This is a genomic window from Gemmata sp. SH-PL17 (assembly GCF_001610855.1).
GTDB lineage: Bacteria > Planctomycetota > Planctomycetia > Gemmatales > Gemmataceae > Gemmata > Gemmata massiliana.
Genome location: NZ_CP011271.1, coordinates 4,725,878 through 4,743,049 on the forward strand (window position 1 = coordinate 4,725,878; position 17,172 = coordinate 4,743,049).

Annotated in this window: 15 protein-coding genes and 4 pseudogenes; 6 read left to right on the plus strand and 13 right to left on the minus strand. The window is 64.6% G+C overall.

All coding sequences use genetic code 11. The features are described 5' to 3' along the window. Positions 1–50: 50 nt before the first annotated feature. The 5 genes from VT84_RS19505 to VT84_RS19525 all read right to left on the minus strand — a co-directional run bounded on the left by VT84_RS19505 (position 51) and on the right by VT84_RS19525 (position 4,186). Positions 51–620, minus strand: coding sequence for a hypothetical protein (locus tag VT84_RS19505; RefSeq protein ID WP_082840691.1), 570 nt, complete (start codon positions 618–620; stop codon positions 51–53). A 77-nt stretch (positions 621–697) separates the two neighbouring features. After that, positions 698–1,495, minus strand: coding sequence for an ethanolamine ammonia-lyase subunit EutC (gene eutC, locus VT84_RS19510; protein WP_082840692.1), 798 nt, complete (start codon positions 1,493–1,495; stop codon positions 698–700). Continuing rightward, positions 1,492–3,066 carry an amino acid permease gene (locus VT84_RS19515; protein ID WP_082840693.1) on the minus strand — a complete coding sequence of 525 codons (1,575 nt, stop codon included), beginning with the start codon at positions 3,064–3,066 and terminating at the stop codon, positions 1,492–1,494. The genes eutC and VT84_RS19515 overlap by 4 nt, the downstream gene beginning before the upstream one ends. 24 nt (positions 3,067–3,090) lie before the next feature. Beyond that, complete coding sequence (locus tag VT84_RS19520; RefSeq protein ID WP_082840694.1) at positions 3,091–3,567, minus strand: hypothetical protein; 477 nt, start codon at positions 3,565–3,567, stop codon at positions 3,091–3,093. Positions 3,568–3,625: 58 nt separating this feature from the next. Further along, the gene (locus VT84_RS19525; RefSeq protein WP_082840695.1) at positions 3,626–4,186 is read right to left on the minus strand and encodes a YybH family protein; all 561 of its coding nucleotides are present in this window, start codon (positions 4,184–4,186) and stop codon (positions 3,626–3,628) included. A 136-nt stretch (positions 4,187–4,322) separates the two neighbouring features. Between VT84_RS19525 and VT84_RS19530 the strand changes: the two genes are divergently transcribed. Further along, positions 4,323–5,723 (plus strand): M20/M25/M40 family metallo-hydrolase, encoded by a 1,401-nt coding sequence (locus VT84_RS19530; protein ID WP_082840696.1) that lies wholly within the window; start codon positions 4,323–4,325, stop codon positions 5,721–5,723. Between the two features lie 629 nt (positions 5,724–6,352). Further along, positions 6,353–9,022, plus strand: coding sequence for a hypothetical protein (locus tag VT84_RS19535; protein WP_082840697.1), 2,670 nt, complete (start codon positions 6,353–6,355; stop codon positions 9,020–9,022). A 73-nt stretch (positions 9,023–9,095) separates the two neighbouring features. Here the strand turns inward: VT84_RS19535 and VT84_RS19540 are convergent, their stop codons facing one another. After that, positions 9,096–9,650: a hypothetical protein gene (locus tag VT84_RS19540; protein ID WP_082840698.1), complete on the minus strand. Its 555-nt coding sequence runs from the start codon at positions 9,648–9,650 to the stop codon at positions 9,096–9,098. A 301-nt stretch (positions 9,651–9,951) separates the two neighbouring features. Here VT84_RS19540 and VT84_RS19545 point away from each other — a divergent pair, with 301 nt between their 5' ends. Continuing rightward, complete coding sequence (locus VT84_RS19545; RefSeq protein WP_157469641.1) at positions 9,952–10,332, plus strand: transposase; 381 nt, start codon at positions 9,952–9,954, stop codon at positions 10,330–10,332. Here the strand turns inward: VT84_RS19545 and VT84_RS38705 are convergent. After that, positions 10,228–11,365: pseudogene (locus tag VT84_RS38705) on the minus strand (IS630 family transposase). The gene VT84_RS19545 and the pseudogene VT84_RS38705 sit on opposite strands and share 105 nt — an antisense overlap. 227 nt (positions 11,366–11,592) lie before the next feature. Between VT84_RS38705 and VT84_RS19560 the strand changes: the two are divergent. Together VT84_RS19560 and VT84_RS19565 are read left to right on the plus strand one after the other, a co-directional pair. Beyond that, positions 11,593–12,114, plus strand: coding sequence for a helix-turn-helix domain-containing protein (locus tag VT84_RS19560; protein WP_052554143.1), 522 nt, complete (start codon positions 11,593–11,595; stop codon positions 12,112–12,114). 29 nt (positions 12,115–12,143) lie between these two features. Continuing rightward, complete coding sequence (locus VT84_RS19565) at positions 12,144–12,698, plus strand: transposase (RefSeq protein ID WP_082839376.1); 555 nt, start codon at positions 12,144–12,146, stop codon at positions 12,696–12,698. Positions 12,699–12,713: 15 nt separating this feature from the next. Here the strand turns inward: VT84_RS19565 and VT84_RS19570 are convergent. The 5 genes and pseudogenes from VT84_RS19570 to VT84_RS42320 form a co-directional block, all read right to left on the minus strand. Continuing rightward, a pseudogene (locus tag VT84_RS19570) lies at positions 12,714–13,262 on the minus strand (IS630 family transposase); the annotation flags it as partial. Positions 13,263–13,287: 25 nt separating this feature from the next. Continuing rightward, a complete protein-coding gene (locus tag VT84_RS19575; protein WP_052554770.1) occupies positions 13,288–13,842 on the minus strand; it encodes a transposase in 555 nt (184 codons plus the stop codon). Between the two features lie 16 nt (positions 13,843–13,858). Then, positions 13,859–14,350: a winged helix-turn-helix domain-containing protein gene (locus VT84_RS19580; RefSeq protein ID WP_052554773.1), complete on the minus strand. Its 492-nt coding sequence runs from the start codon at positions 14,348–14,350 to the stop codon at positions 13,859–13,861. 49 nt (positions 14,351–14,399) lie between these two features. Beyond that, positions 14,400–14,564 (minus strand): annotated as a pseudogene (locus tag VT84_RS40970) (IS630 family transposase); the annotation flags it as partial. Positions 14,565–14,705: 141 nt separating this feature from the next. Then, positions 14,706–15,068: pseudogene (locus VT84_RS42320) on the minus strand (helix-turn-helix domain-containing protein); the annotation flags it as partial. A 156-nt stretch (positions 15,069–15,224) separates the two neighbouring features. Here VT84_RS42320 and VT84_RS19590 point away from each other — a divergent pair. Then, complete coding sequence (locus VT84_RS19590) at positions 15,225–15,953, plus strand: ISAs1 family transposase (protein WP_162271776.1); 729 nt, start codon at positions 15,225–15,227, stop codon at positions 15,951–15,953. Here the strand turns inward: VT84_RS19590 and VT84_RS40980 are convergent. Continuing rightward, the gene (locus tag VT84_RS40980; protein ID WP_239465413.1) at positions 15,943–17,112 is read right to left on the minus strand and encodes a hypothetical protein; all 1,170 of its coding nucleotides are present in this window, start codon (positions 17,110–17,112) and stop codon (positions 15,943–15,945) included. The genes VT84_RS19590 and VT84_RS40980 overlap by 11 nt on opposite strands. Positions 17,113–17,172 lie beyond the last annotated feature (60 nt).

Here is a 17,172-nt window from a genome sequence, read left to right on the forward strand (position 1 = left end):
TCTGCGAACGGGGAAAAACACGGTGGCCGGATGCGGTCCGGCCGCCGATATCACCCCTTACCCGGCTTAAACGACTTCAGCTCTTTCCGCAAGCCCCCCGCGGCCTTCACGACCCCGACGTCGGGCGCGTACCAGAACGTCACCTTGTTGTTCCCGACCCACTCCACCTCCACCCGAATGGCCTGGAACTTCCCCGCCCCGACCTCAACCAGCTCCGGCCCGTGCGACGCGAACAGCCCTTTCAGTTTGGCACCGTGCATGCTCTCGGTGGTCCACGTTGCACCCGGATGGTGCGGCAACTGGAGCATGGGAACGGCCGGTTTGCACTCCTCGGTACCCATCGACACGATGAACACCCCCGCACGCGACACGTGCCAGCGCGTCGGGTGGTTGGAATTTCCACCGACCGTCACGAGTTTGCCGCCGCCCTTCTCCTCAACGGCCGTGATCTCGTTGGTTATCTCCGCCTGGCCATTGTGATCGTAGACCCACTTCGTCCCGACCGTAGTCGGGAAGTACAGTGGTTCGTTCTTCGGCATCAGGTGTTTGGGAACGGGTGCGGCTTGTGTCGCAGCGACGAGGATCACGACGGCGAGGACCGGGGCGAACGCGCGGAGCATGGCGACACCTCCGAAGAAGAGATGCTCAATGGTACCCCGCTCGACGACATGAATCCAGGTGCCGGATATCAACGCGCTTATGTTGATCCGGAAATCGACGCAGGATTGCTCAAGGCGCGAGCGTCCAGCACTTCCGTGACCCCGACGCCGCTGCGTCCGACGGCCCGGAACTGCTCCGCGAGCGCAGCGATTCGCTGTGCAGCCTCGGCGAGCCCCACTCCGCGTGCGTGAATGTTCGAGATCAAGTTGCGGTCGGCGTCCGTATGCCCCCCGCGCGGACGGAATGCCATGTACGCTGACAGGCTCTCGGCCGTCGCCAGCCCCGGTCGCTCGCCGATGAGTAACACGACCACGACCGGCGCGAGTAAATCCCCGACGTCGTTCATCACCCCAACGCGACAGTGGCGCACCAAAAACGGCCGGCCGAACGACCACCCGCGTTGTGTCGTGGTTGCGTGCAGTCGATCGAGCAGTTCCGGCGCCTGCGTTGCGACCGCGGTCGCGGAAAGTCCGTCACCGATAACGATCTGAAAATCACATTTTGATGGGCACTCGGCACGCGCTCGTTCGCGCGACGCATCGCTGAGTTTTCGCCCCAAATCGGGCCGGCGCAGGTATTCGCTCTTGGAAGTCACCTGCGTTTCCACACCGAACAGACCGAAGCGCGTAACGCGCTCGGCGCCAAAGTCGCGTTCCAAATCGACCTCGGCATAAACCGCGTCGCGTGCGGCGGCGTGATCTTCGCGGAGCCGGAGCCAGGTCGACGTGCGGTAGCCGAGTCCCGCGCGCCCGGCCAGTACGCGGGCCGGCGTTTGGGCCAGCGCCCGTTCGACCGGATCGAGCGGTTCTTGTGGTACCGGCGAACTGTCGCTCACGGCGCCGCTCCTTTTTCGCCCTCGTGAACCGCGGCCTCGGCCGCCGCGATCGATTCGGCCTGTGCCCGGGTTTCGATACCGTGCGGCGGACCGGGGAACGTGTATCGGGCCACCGCGAACCACATTACGGCCAGTGCCACGACCATTGCGCCCACCACATACGCGGCTTTCTGGCTCGGTGGCTGAACCCCGATCACGAGCAACAGCCCGCACCCGAGAACGCTCACCACCGCGAGCGGGCGGAACCACCGGCCGAGGGTCCACGGTCCCATCGCCGTCCACCACCGCCCATATGCGATCACTCCGATCGCGGTGGGCAACACATACGAGATGTACAGCAGCACCGCCGCGGACGCGGCAATGGTCGCGTAGGCTTCGGCGAACAGCGTGAACAACACGGCCAGAACCGCCACGAGCCAGATCGAAACGGGCGGCGTGCGGAACCGCGGCGACACGAACCGCACCCACTTCGAGAACGGCAGCCCGCCGTCGCGTGCGAACGCGAACGCCATGCGCGAAGTCGAGGTGACCGTCGCGAGTCCACACAGGTATTGTGCGAGCACGATACCGCCGCACAGCACGAGGTACAACCCGCGCGGGAGCACGTCGCCCATTGTGAACACGAACGCCTGCTCCCCCTTCTCTGCCGCCGCGGTCGGGTCGCGCATCGCGAGCACCGCCGCGCACAACATGAACCAGCCGAAAAGCGCGGACACCCACACGGACCGGACGATCCCGCGCGGAACATTGCGCGCCGCGTTCTCCGTTTCCTCGGAAACGTGTGCGGACGCATCGAACCCGGTGATGGTGTACGCGGGTAGCAAGAACCCGAGTGCGAATAACCACACAAGCGATTGCTGTTCCGGCCACACTGGATCAACGGTTTCCGCCTCCGCTCCGGGTTCGGGCACTGGTGAATGTGGGAATCCGCTGTAGTTCGTGAACGTCCAGAGGCGCTCGAAGTCGTGACTCGGCGCGGCCGTGACCAGCGCGATCGTGACCACGACCGAAACGAACAAAATCCAGTACCCGCTGAAGTCCGTGAGGACGCGCGTTACGCGAATGCCGAGGTGGTTGATGATCGCGTGCGACACGGTAATCAGCGCGACCACCGCTCCCTGCATCAGTGGTGTGGGCTTCACATCCGGTAGAAACGCACCCATCGCGAACCGGAACGTACCCACGTTGATCGCCGCCAGAACCGCGACCAGCCCCGCGAGATTGAACCACGCGGTCGCCCACCCCCACCCGCGCCCGCCGAGGATCGCGGCCCAGTGGTACAACCCGCCGGCCGTCGGAAACGCGGACGCGATCTGCCCCATCGTCGCGGCGACACACAGCGCGAACAGTCCGACCAGCGGCCACGCGATCCCGATGGACGCCCCACCGACGGAACAGAACCCTACGTGAAATGAGGTAATCCCCCCGGCCAAAATGCAAATAATCGAGAGCGAAATGGCGAAGTTCGAGAACCCGCCGAGCACGCGGGCGAGTTCCTGCGCGTACCCGAGTTTGTGAAGGGTGCGAACGTCGTCGGATTCTTCCGGCGCGGGCAGGGCTGGTGTTGACATGCAAACGTTATACGGAAGGACGAGTTATTTCCCCTCCTCGGTTTCATGGTGTCGTGCTGCTTCCAACACGATTCCTTCCACGATGCTTTGGGCGCTCGCTTCAACCGTGTGTCCTGACGGTGATTGGTACAGGCAGGGTTCACCAACAGTCGCGCCAGGAAATCGATCGCACCCCGCCATAAACACGACCGCGAACAGCGCCGCGGCCCACGCCGAGCGCCGGTCGAGCCACTTCCAAACGCGCTCGCGTTTCGTCGCGCAGTCGGCCGTCATCACGCGCCCGTCGGGGCGCCGGTAGATACGCAGGCACGGGAGCTTGTTCTCGCTGGTTACCAGTTGCACGGCTTCGGCGCGCGTGAGTTCGCTCACGTCGTGGACGTTCTGGCTGCACTTGTCACAGAACCGGGTGCGGTGGTCGCCGCGCATCGCGTCCCACGGCACGGGACACGCGACGGGAATCATGATCGAATCCAGCGCATCGATCGTGGGCAAAGGAACCATCGCACCGACCTCGGAGAAATGACGGTACCAGCGATGATACCCGCGGCACCCGCGCCGCTCACTTCTTTTCTTCGGCCGAAGTGTGATCGTGAACGACCTTCCAGCCGTCCGGGGTCTTGCGCAGAATCAGCGTGAAGCGCCCGCGTGCGGTCTTCTTCGCGTCGTCCTTTTCTTTCTCGAACGTCAGCTCGAACTTCCCGCGCATCATCGCGGCGTTCGGGCTGAACGTTTCCACATGAAGCTCACTGAAGGCGAGTTTGCCCATTTCCTTGCCTTCGGCCTTGTAGCGCTTTTCAAAGCGCTCCTTCGTTTTCTTCCACCCACTGGTAATGTCGCCGCCGGAGATGAACGTGAGTTGGTCGTCGTTCCAGTAGCCGCCCATGAACCCGTCGAGGTCGCCCTTGTTCCACGCGGTTGCCTGTGCTTCGAGCACCGCACGGATTTCCTTCTCGTCGCCCGCAGCGGTGCTGGCCCCGGTCGCCCGCGCCACCGCGGTTACGAGCACGGTTCCGCCGCCGACGAGCAGCACGAACAACACGATGTTGACCAGGCAGGCGATGCGAAGGAACTTCGCCCGGAACGCGAGTTCGGCGGCCAGTGCGGGCGGGGTCATAGACATATGCGACCTCGTGGGGCTGTGCGCGTGTGATTAGTTCGCCGAACGAGTACCAGGTCCGGTTAGCATATCGCGCGCGGGTTTACCCTGGCCCACCCGACCGGTAGAGTGATGGCACCTAAATACGGGGGCTACCCTCATGCAAGCCGCACTCGACTGGCTGAACAAGAATCACGAAGAGATCGTTCAGGGACTCGCCGAACTGGTCGCGATCCAGAGCATCAGCACCGACGGCGAACACAACCCCGAAATCGATCGCACCGCGAAACTCACCTGCGACCAGATGCGGCAGGCCGGGCTACACAACGTCGACGTCCTCAAAGTCGGCCAGTCACTGCCCTACGCTTACGGCGAATGGCTCGAAGCCCCCGGCAAGCCGACGGTGTTCCTCTACGCGCACCACGACGTTCAACCGGTGAACTTCGTGGACCAGTGGCTCAGCGACCCGTGGAAACTCACCCGGCGCGACGGCCGGCTCTACGCCCGTGGCTCCGCCGACGATAAAGGCGCGATCTCGGCCCAACTCGCAGCGATCGCAGCCTACCGCAAAACCGGCAACACGCTCCCCGTGAACATCAAGATGCTCGTGGAGGGCGAAGAAGAGGTCGGCTCGAAGAACCTGCTCAAGTTCTTTGAAACGCACCGCGACCGGCTCAAGTCCGACGTGATCGTCGTGTGCGACACGGAGAACATCGAGGTCGGGATTCCGAGTATCACGTACTCGCTGCGCGGAATCGTCGCGGTCCGCGTCGATGTGACCACAGCGAAGATCCCCGTTCACAGTGGGATGGGCGGCGGAACCCTGCCTGATGCGGCCATCGCGCTGAACGCGATCCTCGGGCGCCTCTACTGGGACAACGGACCGCTCCCGATCCCGGGGTACTACGACGAGGTACGCCCGCTCACCGACAAAGAACGCGCCGGGTTCAACAAGCTGCCCGCCGACGCCGAGAAGGTCCGTCAGTCCATCGGCATGGTGCCCGGTGCGCGGTTCTCCACCGAGAAGGGCTTCAGCGACTACGCCCAAACCTGGCGCCGACCGGCCATCACGGTGATCGCGCAGGAAGCGAGTTCGATCAAGGGCGCCTCGAATCAGGTGCTGCCGAAAGCCTCGGCGATCGTGAGTTGCCGGATCGTGCCGGACCAGACGCCGGAAAACGTTCTCAAGGCGCTGACGGCGTTCCTCACCGCGAACCCGCCGTGGGGCTGCGAGGTGACCGTCACGCCGGCCGGTCCGCCGGTCAAGTGGTGGATGACCGACCCGAACGGCCCCGCGTTCGAGTCCGCACTGTCCGCGATGCGCACTGGGTTCGACCGCGACCCGGTCGCGATCGGCGGCGGCGGGAGCATCGGGTTCGTCGGTCCGCTCTCGGAACTGTTCGGCGGCGCCCCCGCGCTACTAATGGGCATCGAAGATCCGGCGAGCAACGCCCACGCCCCCAACGAGAGCCTGCACGAAGGGGACTTCAAGAAGCTCATGGCCTCGCTCGTCGGGCTGTTCGCCAACCTGGGCAAACTCACGCCGGCAACCGTGAAATGACCAGGAAAACAAAATCCGCCGCGGATGAACGCAGAGCCGGATAGAAGTCAGAAATCAGAAGGAAGAGCCGCGGATAACGCGGATAACGCGGATCAGACAAAAGAACGGTTTTAAGCCCCGTGAGGGGCGGAAGCGAGTAGCCAGGGGTGGAGCGAGCGACGCGAGCGCAACCCCTGGCGGACCAGGAAGTAACTCAACGTTACGTGCAGTTGTGACGCGGAAGATGTCCGGGGTTCGCGGAAGCCCGCCAGGGGTTGCGCTCGCATCGCTCGCTCCACCCCCGGCTACTCGCTTCCGCCCCTCACGGGGCTAACCAACACGCGCTCTTTCTTTTGTCTGATCCGCGTAATCCGCGTTATCCGCGGCTCTTTTTCTTTCTGTTCTGCTCTCTCTTCCTTTTGTGCCCTTTGTGCTTTTTTGTGGCCATTCTGTCTTCTACTGCGGCCCGACATCTCACCGGGCTTTCCCCCTCGGCACGACCCCACTTCTCGCCGCGAGCGCAGTTCCGGTTGTTCGCACCCTGCGGCGGTCTAACCACTTTTTGTTTGGCCCAGTGACTTGGCAAGTTCGCTCTTGCCGGTCACGATGAATACGAACAGGTTCCGCGCGCCCGAAGTTGGACGCCATCCATGACGCACGCACTCACTCGCTACGGTCTGGTCACGGCCGCGTTCCTCTGCGCCACGGCACTCGCGCCGGCGCAGGTGAAGGAGCCCCCGCGGACAGAAAAGGTGAAACTCGACATCCGGTACCGCATCCGCGCCGACCGCGACGAGCGCGTGCGCCAGTACCTCGACCTGCAAAAGTTCCTCACGAACCTCGGGTTCGAGGACACGCGCAAGAACGAACCCGACTACGACCTCGAGATCCTCGATTCCAGCGCGGAGCGCTTCACGGGCACGATCCCCAGCGCAAAGGTTCTGGACGTCCTGAACAACCCGCGCGTCCTGAACATCCTCTTCGCGCCGGACGGGTTCACGCTCCCCGCCGAAGCCGACAAACCCATCGCGATCAAGCTCGGGCTACGCAACGATTACGTACCCCTGACCCAACAGAGGCTGCACCGCCAGGTGGTCGCTCAGCTCGCGAGTATGGGGTTCGCGGAGGCGCTCGGCTACGACACGCAGGGGTACTCACTCGTCCGGGGGACGATCCAAGCCAAGAGCGTGCCGCTCCTCGTGCGCGACCTCCGGACCGAGCCGAGCGGGTGGTTCCTGCCACTCGTCCGCCCGGAACAGCTCCCCTCTCCTCTGCGCGACCGGAACCCGGTCCGCTGGGCCGAGGTGCTGCCGATCGCGGACGTCACAGTGCCCTTTACCCCAGCCCCCGTTGTGTCCGCCCAACTCCGGTACTCGGCCGATCTGCGAGCGGTGCTGAGCAACGCCGCGGCCAAGAACGCCCCGCTCCGCGTGGAAGTGATCTTCGAGAACCGCATCACCGACTTCGACGCGGTCCGGACGCTGTTCCTGGGGCGGTTCCCACGGGCTTCGGTCGACGGCATCATCGGGAACATCGTTCACGTGCGGTTGCCGCGTGCGTCTTACGTCGAAGGCATCTCCCAGGAGCCGGGGGTTCTGGGTGTACGCCTTCCCCGCCAGGGTGCGGAAACGATCGTGAACGCCGCGACCGGAAAGAGTACGACACCGGCCGAAGCGATCAAGGCCGCGCGCCTCGACGAACTGCACAAGCGCGGGTACACCGGGGCGGGCGTGAAAGTCGTGCTCATCGGGTCCGATTTCACCGGCGCGGACAAGCTGATCGGCACCGAACTGCCGAAGCGAACGAAAATCATCGACTTCACGACCGAACTGACACCGGAACTACTCCCCTTCCCCGCAGATCCCCTGCGAGCCGGTACCGGTACCACTGCGGCCAAGGCACTCGCGGCCGTCGCACCGGATGCGGACCTGATCCTCGTGCGGATCGATCCGGGGTGCTTCTTCCACCTGAACGCGGTCATCCACCTGACACGCGGCGAGATCCAGTACACGGACGCGCTGCTCGTGCGCCTGAACGAACTCGCGAACCGGACGAAGACGTTCGACACCGATCGCGCGCAGGCCGTGGCCGCGTACAAGGCCGCGTTCTCGGACCTCACGGACAACGAGGTCGCGGTGGCCGCTCGCAAGAAGGCTAAAGCGGATCTCGATGGGTTCATTCAGAAAGAAAAAGAACTGGTAGAACTGACGGACCGGTTCAACAACTACCAGAAAGACATCACGAAGGGACTCGAAGGGGCACAAGTCATCGTGAACACGCTGGTGTGGGAGTCGGGGTACCCGCTCGACGCGATCAGCGATTTCGCGGGGATCGTGGACCGGCTCGCGACCGACCTGCCACCGCGCATTGTGAAGCCGCTCACACCGCACAAACCGCCGCTGGTGTGGGTCCAGTCCGCGAGCGCCGCGGGCGCGTCGGTTTGGGGCGGACCGTTCCTCGACGCCAACCGGGACGGGCTGATGGAATTCGTTCCGCCGAAGACGAAGTTGCCCGCGGACAACTGGTCGCCCTCGCTGAACTTCCTGGGAATTCGTGCGGCAAACGGCTCGGTGGCACCCGAACTCGCTGCCGGCGCGAAGCTCCGCTTCACCGTACAGTGGCGCGAACCGGCCGATCCGAACTTCCCGGAAGCAGACATCCCGGTCCGCCCACTCACGATCCGCGTGCTGCGGCAAATCGATCCCAACGGCGAGAAGCGCTCCAGCGACGAGATGGCCGAAGACGCCCGGTCGGTCAGTGTGCCGAACGTCATTTACCGCACCTCGACGTTCCTGGTATTCGAGCAGATGCTGGAATTCACCGTGCCTGCGGCCGGGCGCTTCGCCCTCGCGCTGGACTCGGCCGCGGCAGCCGAACCGCTCCTCCCGGCGCTGCAACGCGAAGTCGAAATTTACCCGCGCATCGTCATCGAAACGCTGGGCACCTCCGCCAGTGACCCGAAAGTCGTGTTCCGCTCGTACACCGCACCGACCGCGGGTGTCGGCACCCCGGGCGATGCGCTCGGAGCCATCACCGTCGGCACCGATGCCCCTGGTGTGCTTGTAGGAGGTGGGACGGGGCTGACGCTTCGCGGGAAGCCCGATGTGCTCGGCCCGAACACGCTGGCGCTCGGCGCACAAACCGCGAGCGGTCCCGGTGTCGCGACCGCGTTCGCGGGCGGGGCCTCGGTGCTTCTGCTTCAAGCTCGTGTCGCGGGTCCGAATGTGCTTGCCGCGACCGGCATTGAACCCGGTAAGAAGCTCGAACTCCCGGAACGGTGGCTGAAGATCGTGCCATCGATTGCCAAGCGCCGGGAGTAATTTGAAATCGCAGTTTGCGGTCGGCCAAATCTGCGGCCGACCGCGAACGTCTTGTTCTTCGTGACTGCCCGTCTCACGTCTGAGCAGCCACCAGTGACCCGTGATTACTTGGGTGTTGGGAAGAAGACGGGGATGTCGATGGTCTTGTCGCCGGCGTAACGGTAACCAGACAATCACCCTGGCACACCACGGCCCGGCGCAGGAGCTTGCGGAACCACTCCGAATGCCCCGCCCCCACGTCGTCGAGCGCGCGGATCAGATCCCCTTTCGCGATCCCGCTCGTCCCGAACGGGGTGCCAGGTTTGGTCCCGGTCACCACCAATCCCTCCTCGTCGTCGGCCACCAACAGGCCCGTGTCACGCACCTCGAAGAACCGGTACGGCGACGTCGCGTCTTTCACCCGCGACTCGATCGTGCAACCCATCGGACGGTCGTTGAGCGGCAAGTGCACCTCGCCCGACGCGCGGATCAGGCTGTTCCTCATGTTGTGGGTTGGCAACAGATCGACGTTGCCGTCGACCAACAGCATCGATCCGCTAATGCGACCGGAGCCAGTGAAGTTACCGCGACACACAACGACACTCATTGAAGTGGTGACGCCCGGCGCCCGCTCGAACTCGGGAATCACGTTCCGTACGTCCCCGTCACAGGCAACGAAAGCAGTATCAAGGGTGCTCGCTTGGATCGATCCCGGGACCAGATACTGGCCCCGTCCGCGCGTTTCGACCCCAACCGGGCCGGACCCGCGACCGAGAGCAGGGCCGTTCCTTTATTCACCTTGCGGGATGCCGATAAGCGCCTGCGCCTGTTCGGGGTGTATTTGAAGTTGTTCAATGGCCTCGGGACAACTCTTGGCCCGGACTCTATAGTGGACCCCGAAAACTGGGCCTCCGGTTAAGCTACACCGGAGGCCCAGGAAAGGGGAACCGATGGCGGGCAAGCGGAAGAGCCACTCGGCGGCGTTCAAGGCCCAAGTCGCCTTGGCCGCCCTCAAGGGTGACAAGACGGTCAACGAGGTGGCCGCTCAATTCGGCGCCCACCCGACCCTGATCCACGAGTGGAAGAAGAAGCTCCTGGCCGGGGCCGAGGCGGTGTTCATTTCCGGTGCCAAGGCCACCGGACCGCCGGACGACAAGACCGCCAAACTCTACGAGCAGATCGGGCGACTCAAGGTCGAACTCGACTGGGTGAAAAAACCTAGTAGTTCAACTATTTTGAACTGCGGGGTAGAGCCGCCGAAGTTTGATACGGGCGTCGGCTGTGGTGAATCGCCAATTCACTCCGATGGCCCGATCGTTCCGCTCAACTGACCACGGCTCCAGTTCCTTCAGCAGCTCGTCAATGGATTCGATCCGCCGGTCCAAGCACTGGCGGGCCAGTACACTCAGCTCGATTTCGGCCACGTTCAACCAGCTCCCGTGCTTGGGGGTGTAGTGGACCTCGAACCGTTCCGCGATCCGACGAGCTTGTTCGGGAGGGAGCGCCTCGTACAGGCTCGCCAACTTGTGCGTGCTCAGGTTGTCCATCACCAGCACGATCGCGTCCGCCTCCGGGTACACGTCCTCGGCCAGCCACCGCAGCACCTCGGCGAAGTCCTTCGCCGTCCGACGCTCCGTCACCATTACGTGCCGCCATCCCGCTAATGGCTCGGAGATCATGAACAGGTTCGCGGTCCCGTTACGCACGTACTCGTAGTCGAACCGCTCGGGCTGTCCAGGTCCCGCCGGGATCGGTTGCACCACCTCGCCCACCAACTGCTTGCTCGCCTCATCGGGGCACACCTGCGGGCGCTTCGGATCGAAGGGGCGGTGGTACACCTCCAACACGTCCTCCATCGCGCACACGAACCCCGCGCTGGCTTCCGGCGGATGCACCACTGCTCCTTCAGCCACGGCTTGATCTCGTTTTTTGCAACGCTTGGCGCACCGTCTCCGGGCAGATCGAATCCACGACCTTCAATTCGACCAGCTTGTCGGCCAGCATCTCCAAGGTCCACGCCACACGCCCCGTTGGAACCTTCGAGCACGCCAGGGCGATCAGGCGCGCCTCGCCGGCCCCGTCGAGTTTACGCTCCCGGCTGGGCTTGTCCGGCTTCTTGCGGACCAGGGCCGGTTCCAACCCTTGCTCGACGAACCGCTGCCGAACCCGCTCGATGGTGGCAACGCTGACGTCCAGCGCCTCGGCGATCTGTTGGTCGGTCCAGGCTGGACCGCTGTCGGCCTGGTCGGCCTTCAAGAGGATGCGGGCGTGGATCAGTTTCTTGGCAGCCGCCTTACCCGTGGCGACCAACGTGCCCAGGGATTCACGTTCCTCGGCGGTCAGGGTGACGCGGTATTTCTTCATGGCGGACTCCTTCGGGTCCACACATCAAAATCGTACCGAGATCACCCCGCAACACAAAACAGTTGGGCTCATGAGGCGGTAGAGGTGGAGGCTGGTCGCAACTCGTCGCCAGACAGCGCACACCGCTAAGCCTCCACCTCTACCGCCTCATGAGCCAACAGTTGAACTACTAGTGCAGCCTAATTGCTGACCGTTTGCGAATCCGGTCGGGGTCGTATGTTGTCGGGATGAACAAGCCCCGTAAATTCGTCCGCACGCTCACGGCCGCCGAGCGGCGGGCGTTGGAGCGAGGCCGTAAGTCGGCCGATGCGTTCACCGTCCGCCGGTCGCAGATCCTGTTGGCGAGTGCCGGGCGGATGGGGCCGGCCGAAGTCGGGCGGGTGGTCGGGTGTACCGCCCAAGCGGTCCGCAACGCCGTCCGGGCGTTCGAGACCGACGGCCTGGGATGCTTGGGCGCCAAGTCGCATGCCCGCAAGGATCCCGGCCGGGTATGGGACCGGGGGCGGGACGAGGACCTCAAGGATCTACTCCACCGCCGGCCCCGAGAATTCGGCAAGCCGACGAGCCTGTGGACCCTGGCGTTGGTGGCCGAGGTGTGCCACCAGAAGGGATGGACGCCCCGGGTGCTGTCGGTCGAGCCGATCCGACAGGCGTTGAAGCGTCTCGGGGTCGGGTGGAAGCGGGCCAAGCACTGGATCACCAGCCCGGACCCCGAATACGTCAAGAAAAAAGGCGTCGGGACCGGCTGATCGCTGAGGCGGCGAAGCATTCGGACTGGGTGCTGGGCTTTCAAGACGAGTGCTGGTGGACGCGACTGGCCCAGCCCGATCTGTTCGCCTGGACGACCTCCGGCCCGCTCCGGCTCGGGGGCAACGCCCGGGATCCGAAGGGCGGCGGGCCCGAGCCGGTGGCGTGCTATGGGGTGCTGCGGGCCGACACGGGCGGGATGATGCTGCGGTTCTGCGACGGGCGCCCGGTAAGTGCCACCACCGAGGCGTTCCTGGGGTGGGTGTGCGAGGTGCTGGCGACCGAGGGGAAGGCGGTGTTGGCCCTGGTGTGGGACAACGCCGCGTGGCACGTGAGCCGGCGCGTGCGGCGGTGGATCGAGGCCCACAACCGGCGGGTCCGGCGAGCGAAGACCGGGTGCCGGATCCGGGTGTGCGGACTTCCCGTGAAGGCCCCGTGGCTCAATCCGATCGAACCCAAGTGGGTCCACGGCAAGCGGGCCATCGTCGAGCCCGACCGGAAACTTACCGCCGCTGAGGTACGGCAACGAGCGTGCGACTACTACGGCTGCACGCTCCACCCCACATTGCCAAAACCTCAGCCATGATCCTGCACTAGTGGGTCAACCGGTCTGGATCGACGGGTAGAGGCGTTTGAGTTTGACGCGCGCGTCGGCGGTGGTGAACTGCCACTCGACCCGGCACTTGGTCGTATTGCGGCGCTGTTCCCATGCGGCCACTTCGGTTCGCAGTTCGTCCTTCTCGCCGATGCGCCGATCCAGGCACTGATTATTCAGCACCGACAGTTCCGTCTCGGCCATATTGAGCCAACTGCCGTGCTTGGGGGTGTAGTGGACCTCCAACCGTCCGATCAACCGCCTCGCCTCTTCCGGGGTGAACGCTTCGTACAGGCTCGACAGGCGGTGCGTGTTCCGGTTGTCCACCACCAACACGACCTTCTCCGCCGTCGGGTACTGCTCGTCCACCCGTTCGCGGATCACGTGCGCGAAGTCGACCTTGGTGCGCCTCTCGGTCACCTTGACCCGGCGCCGGCCCGCGAGCGGCTCGAACACCATGAACCGGTTCGCGGTCCCGTTCCACTCGTACTCGTAGTCCACGCGCTCCGGTTGCCCCGGTTCCACCGGGATCGGTGCTCGGGTCTCCCGGATCATACCAAATCCGGTTGATCCGTAACCGTCAGGCGGCGACGGCCCAGTGGAACCCAACGGCCCCGCCGACAACCATCGGGTGTTCGGTCAGCCACTGGCACCGCGTCGTGAGCGTCGCGGTTAGCCCGTTGAGATCGTTGAACACTTGGTTGGCCAAGCCCTCGCGGACCAACGGCCACAAGTGCTCGGCGGGCTGCAATTCCGGGGTGCAACTGGGCTGGCGGTGGAGTACGACGTTGGGCGGCACCCGCAATCCCTTGGCCGTGTGCCCACCCGACCCATCGAGGATCACCACCAGCACCTTACGTCCATCCGGGTCCGCCCACCCCGCGAAGTCCGCCAGGGCTTGACCCATGCACTCGGCGTTCGCCTTCGGGAGGATCAGGAACCGGCTCCGCCCGCTGTTGGGATGGGCGAACCCGTACACGAACAGGGACTCGAACTTGTGCCGCCCGTTGCTCCTCGGGCGCGTTCCCTTCAGTGCCCACGCGCGCCGCACCACCGGCTTGAGCCCAAGCCGGGCCTCATCTTCACACCACAGTTCGACCTCTTTGTCGTGGTGGCTCTGGCGCAGTTCAGCCATGAGACCGACCAGCTCGTCAAAGCCACGCCCGTTGCTGGGAACGTGTGGCCGCCTTGGGGTGCCGGGGGCGTGGGACCACCAAGCGGAACCCCAGTTCCTTGAGCCACTGCCACCCGGTCTGCTTGACGATCGCGATGCCGAACCGGTCTTTGACGAAGGCGGAGACCTTGGGCCCGCTCCATAACCCGTGGTCAGGAGGGGGCTTCTGGAGCGTGGCGAACAGCTCCGCTTGTTGAGGGGGCGTCAACTTGAAGGCGGCCCCGTTATTCCGGCGTCGGTCAATGAGTGCCTCGGGTCCGCGCGCGTTGTGCCGCTTGAGGATGGCACGACCCCAGGCGGGCGTGAATCCGACCAACTGTGCGGCCGCCGTAGCCGAGAGCGATTGGTCAGGGCGTGTGACCAACCACAGGACATGCCACCGGCTCTTCTCGGCCCCGTCGGGACAACTCCGGTATCGCAGATCGATCTCTTCGTGTGTCAAGTGCGGAACAACAGGTAGTCGCGTCATGATAAACCCTCCCCAACATTGGAGAGGGTTACGGATCAATCGGATTCGGTATCAGTTGCTTGCTCGTCTCGTCGAGGCACACCTGCGGGCGTTTCGGGTCGTACGGGCGGTGGTACACGTCGAGCACATCTTCCATCGCGCACACGAACTCGGCGTCCGCTTCCGGGGGTAATACCCAGTGCTCACGGAGCCACGGCTTGAGGTCGTTTTTTCTAGGCCGGCAAACCTCGCTGGTGACGATCGAAACCGGCTTGAAATAGATCGCATGAGCAACCGTCCACTCACGCGATTCACCGGTGAATTGCGACCTCACCAGCGAGGTTTGCCGGCCTAGCGTTTTTTCGAGCGTCGCGCGCACCGCCTCGCGCCCGATCGACGTCACCACGTTCCGTTCCACCAGTCGGTCGGCCAGCAGCTGCAAGGTCCATCGTACCCGTCCCGCCGGGGGCTTCGAGCACGCCAACTTCACCAACTCGGCTTCCTGCGCGCCATCGAACTTGCGGTACTGACGGTTCGTCGAGGGCTTCCGAGCGAGCACCGCCTCGAACCCTTCGACCACGAGCAACCGGCGCGTGCGCTCGGCGGTCCGCACACCCACCCCGAAGGCGTCGGCGATCTTCGCGCCAGCCCACGCCGGACCGCCCTCGCCCTCGTCGGCCTTCAGCAAAATCAAGGCCCGGTCGCGGATCGTTTTGGAGCCTTCGCCCCGATCCACCATCTCCTGCAACCGCCCGCGCTCCGCTTCATCCAAGCGCACCACGAACTTCGCGTTTTGTTCCACGACAGGCCTCCTCAGACGGCAGGGGGTGCGCACTATGAACGGCTGACGGTGTAGGAGTTTATGTCTACACCGAGGGCATCCGGAGGATACCCAATGCCCCTTTCGTTGACCGCCGTGTTCGCGGACGTGCCCGACCCCAGGATCGAGACCGCGAACAAGCTGCACCCGCTGACGGATATTCTGGTGATCGCCACCTGCGCGGTGATTGCTGGGGCCGACGGGTGGGATGAGATCGCGGAGTACGCGCGCACCAAGGAGCCGTTCTTCCGCCGGTTCCTCGAGCTGCCCAACGGGGTGCCGAGCCACGACACGTTCGAGCGCGTGTTCGCCAAACTCGATCCCGATGCGTTCGCCGACCGGTTCGGCCGATGGGTGGGCGCGTTGTGCGAATCGACGGGCTTGGTCCACATCGCCATCGACGGGAAGAGCGCACGGCGTTCGGCCCAAGGCACGTTCACCGGGTGCCTGCACCTGGTCAACGCGTGGGCCACCGAGAACAACCTGTTCCTGGGCCAGGTGCCGGTGCCCAACGGGTCCAATGAGATCGCGGCCGTGCCTGAGCTGCTGAAGGTGCTGGACCTCAGGGGCGCGTTGGTGACGCTCGATGACGCGTTCGGTCAGAAGGATGTTGTCACGCAGATCCGTGAGCAGGGCGGGGCGTACCTGGTGACGGTGAAAGGGAACCAGCCGACGCTGCACCGAGCCGTTGTCGCGGTGTTCGAGAAGGCGGCCGAGGCGGAGTTCGCCGGGTGCGACATGGCGGGCGAGGCGGGTGTGGGTCACGGGCGCGAGGAAGAGCGTTACAGTAGTTTCAAGGCGTAGCCGTGCGTGTAAGTGTATTGTGGGTCAGTGTGATACATCGTGTGCGCGGGTATCGCGAGCGGATCCGTAGTGTGAGCCAGTCGAGCATCTCGACCAACGGGAGTTCGCGCACCCACGCACTCGGATTCCGTTTCCGGGCGCGGGCGATTTGGAGTGCCAAGCACACCCACACCTGTCGCAACACCAGCGCGACCCCTTCCAAGAGCAACCGGTACTCGGGGTTGGTGCTGGTGGTCCACCCGCGGGCCTGGTTCTTCTGCCGGTAGCTGGTTTCGATCCCGAACCGCTCCCGGTACCGGCGCCGCCCGAGCCACGCGCGCGTCGCCTCGGACACGGCCGTTCCCTTGCCCCACCCGGAAAATGCGTACACCCGGGCGTGCGATTCGCCCGGGCGGCGCCACACGAGCACCCGAGTCGATACCGCCCGGCGGCTCTTCTCGGTCACCCATCCCATCGTGGCGATCGTACCCGACGGTTGCGCGTCGCACTCGTTGCGCCGGTTCGTGCCTTTCCCCTTCTTGCGGATCGGCACCGCGTAGTACAGATCCCGTTGCTGCAACAGCAGCAGCGTTTCCCCGCTGTCGAACCCGGCGTCCAGCACCACCCCGCGGACCTGGAGCCCGCGAGCCGCCACCTGATCCAGAAGGATGCTCACCTGCTGGTGCGGCTTGGTTCCTTTCGCCACGCTCATCAGCCCGACCGTGTACCGCCGGCGCTTATGAATCAGAACGCACGTGGCGTAGGCGTGGAAGAACGAGGTTCCGGCCTTCTTGGGTCCGCCGATGATCCCCGGGGTGGAGCGGTCCCCGTAGAACGGCACGTAATGCACGTCGATGGCACACGTCCACCGGCGCCTCCGGTCCCGACGGGTGAACGTCGCCACCTGGTGGAGCGCATCCACCAACCGGGCCGTGAGTTGGTCCCGAGAGCCCAGGTTCGCACGAACGGCCTGTCGCGCGGTCTCGTGCGAGAAGTGGAAGTACCGGGTCGCCACCGCGAACAGGGTTCGTGTGGTGCTCGCGATCCGCAGCACCAGATCAACCAACTGGGTGCCCGTGATCGACGGCTTGTAGTCGGGCCAATCGAGTGCCCGGGCCAACGTTCGCCGGGCCAACGCATGGATCACCGCCGGGGTAATCGTAGAATAACCACGTCGCATGGGAGCTTCCCGTTCAAGTGCTTGAGAACCTTGAACTTAGGAACTCCCATGCGGCACTGC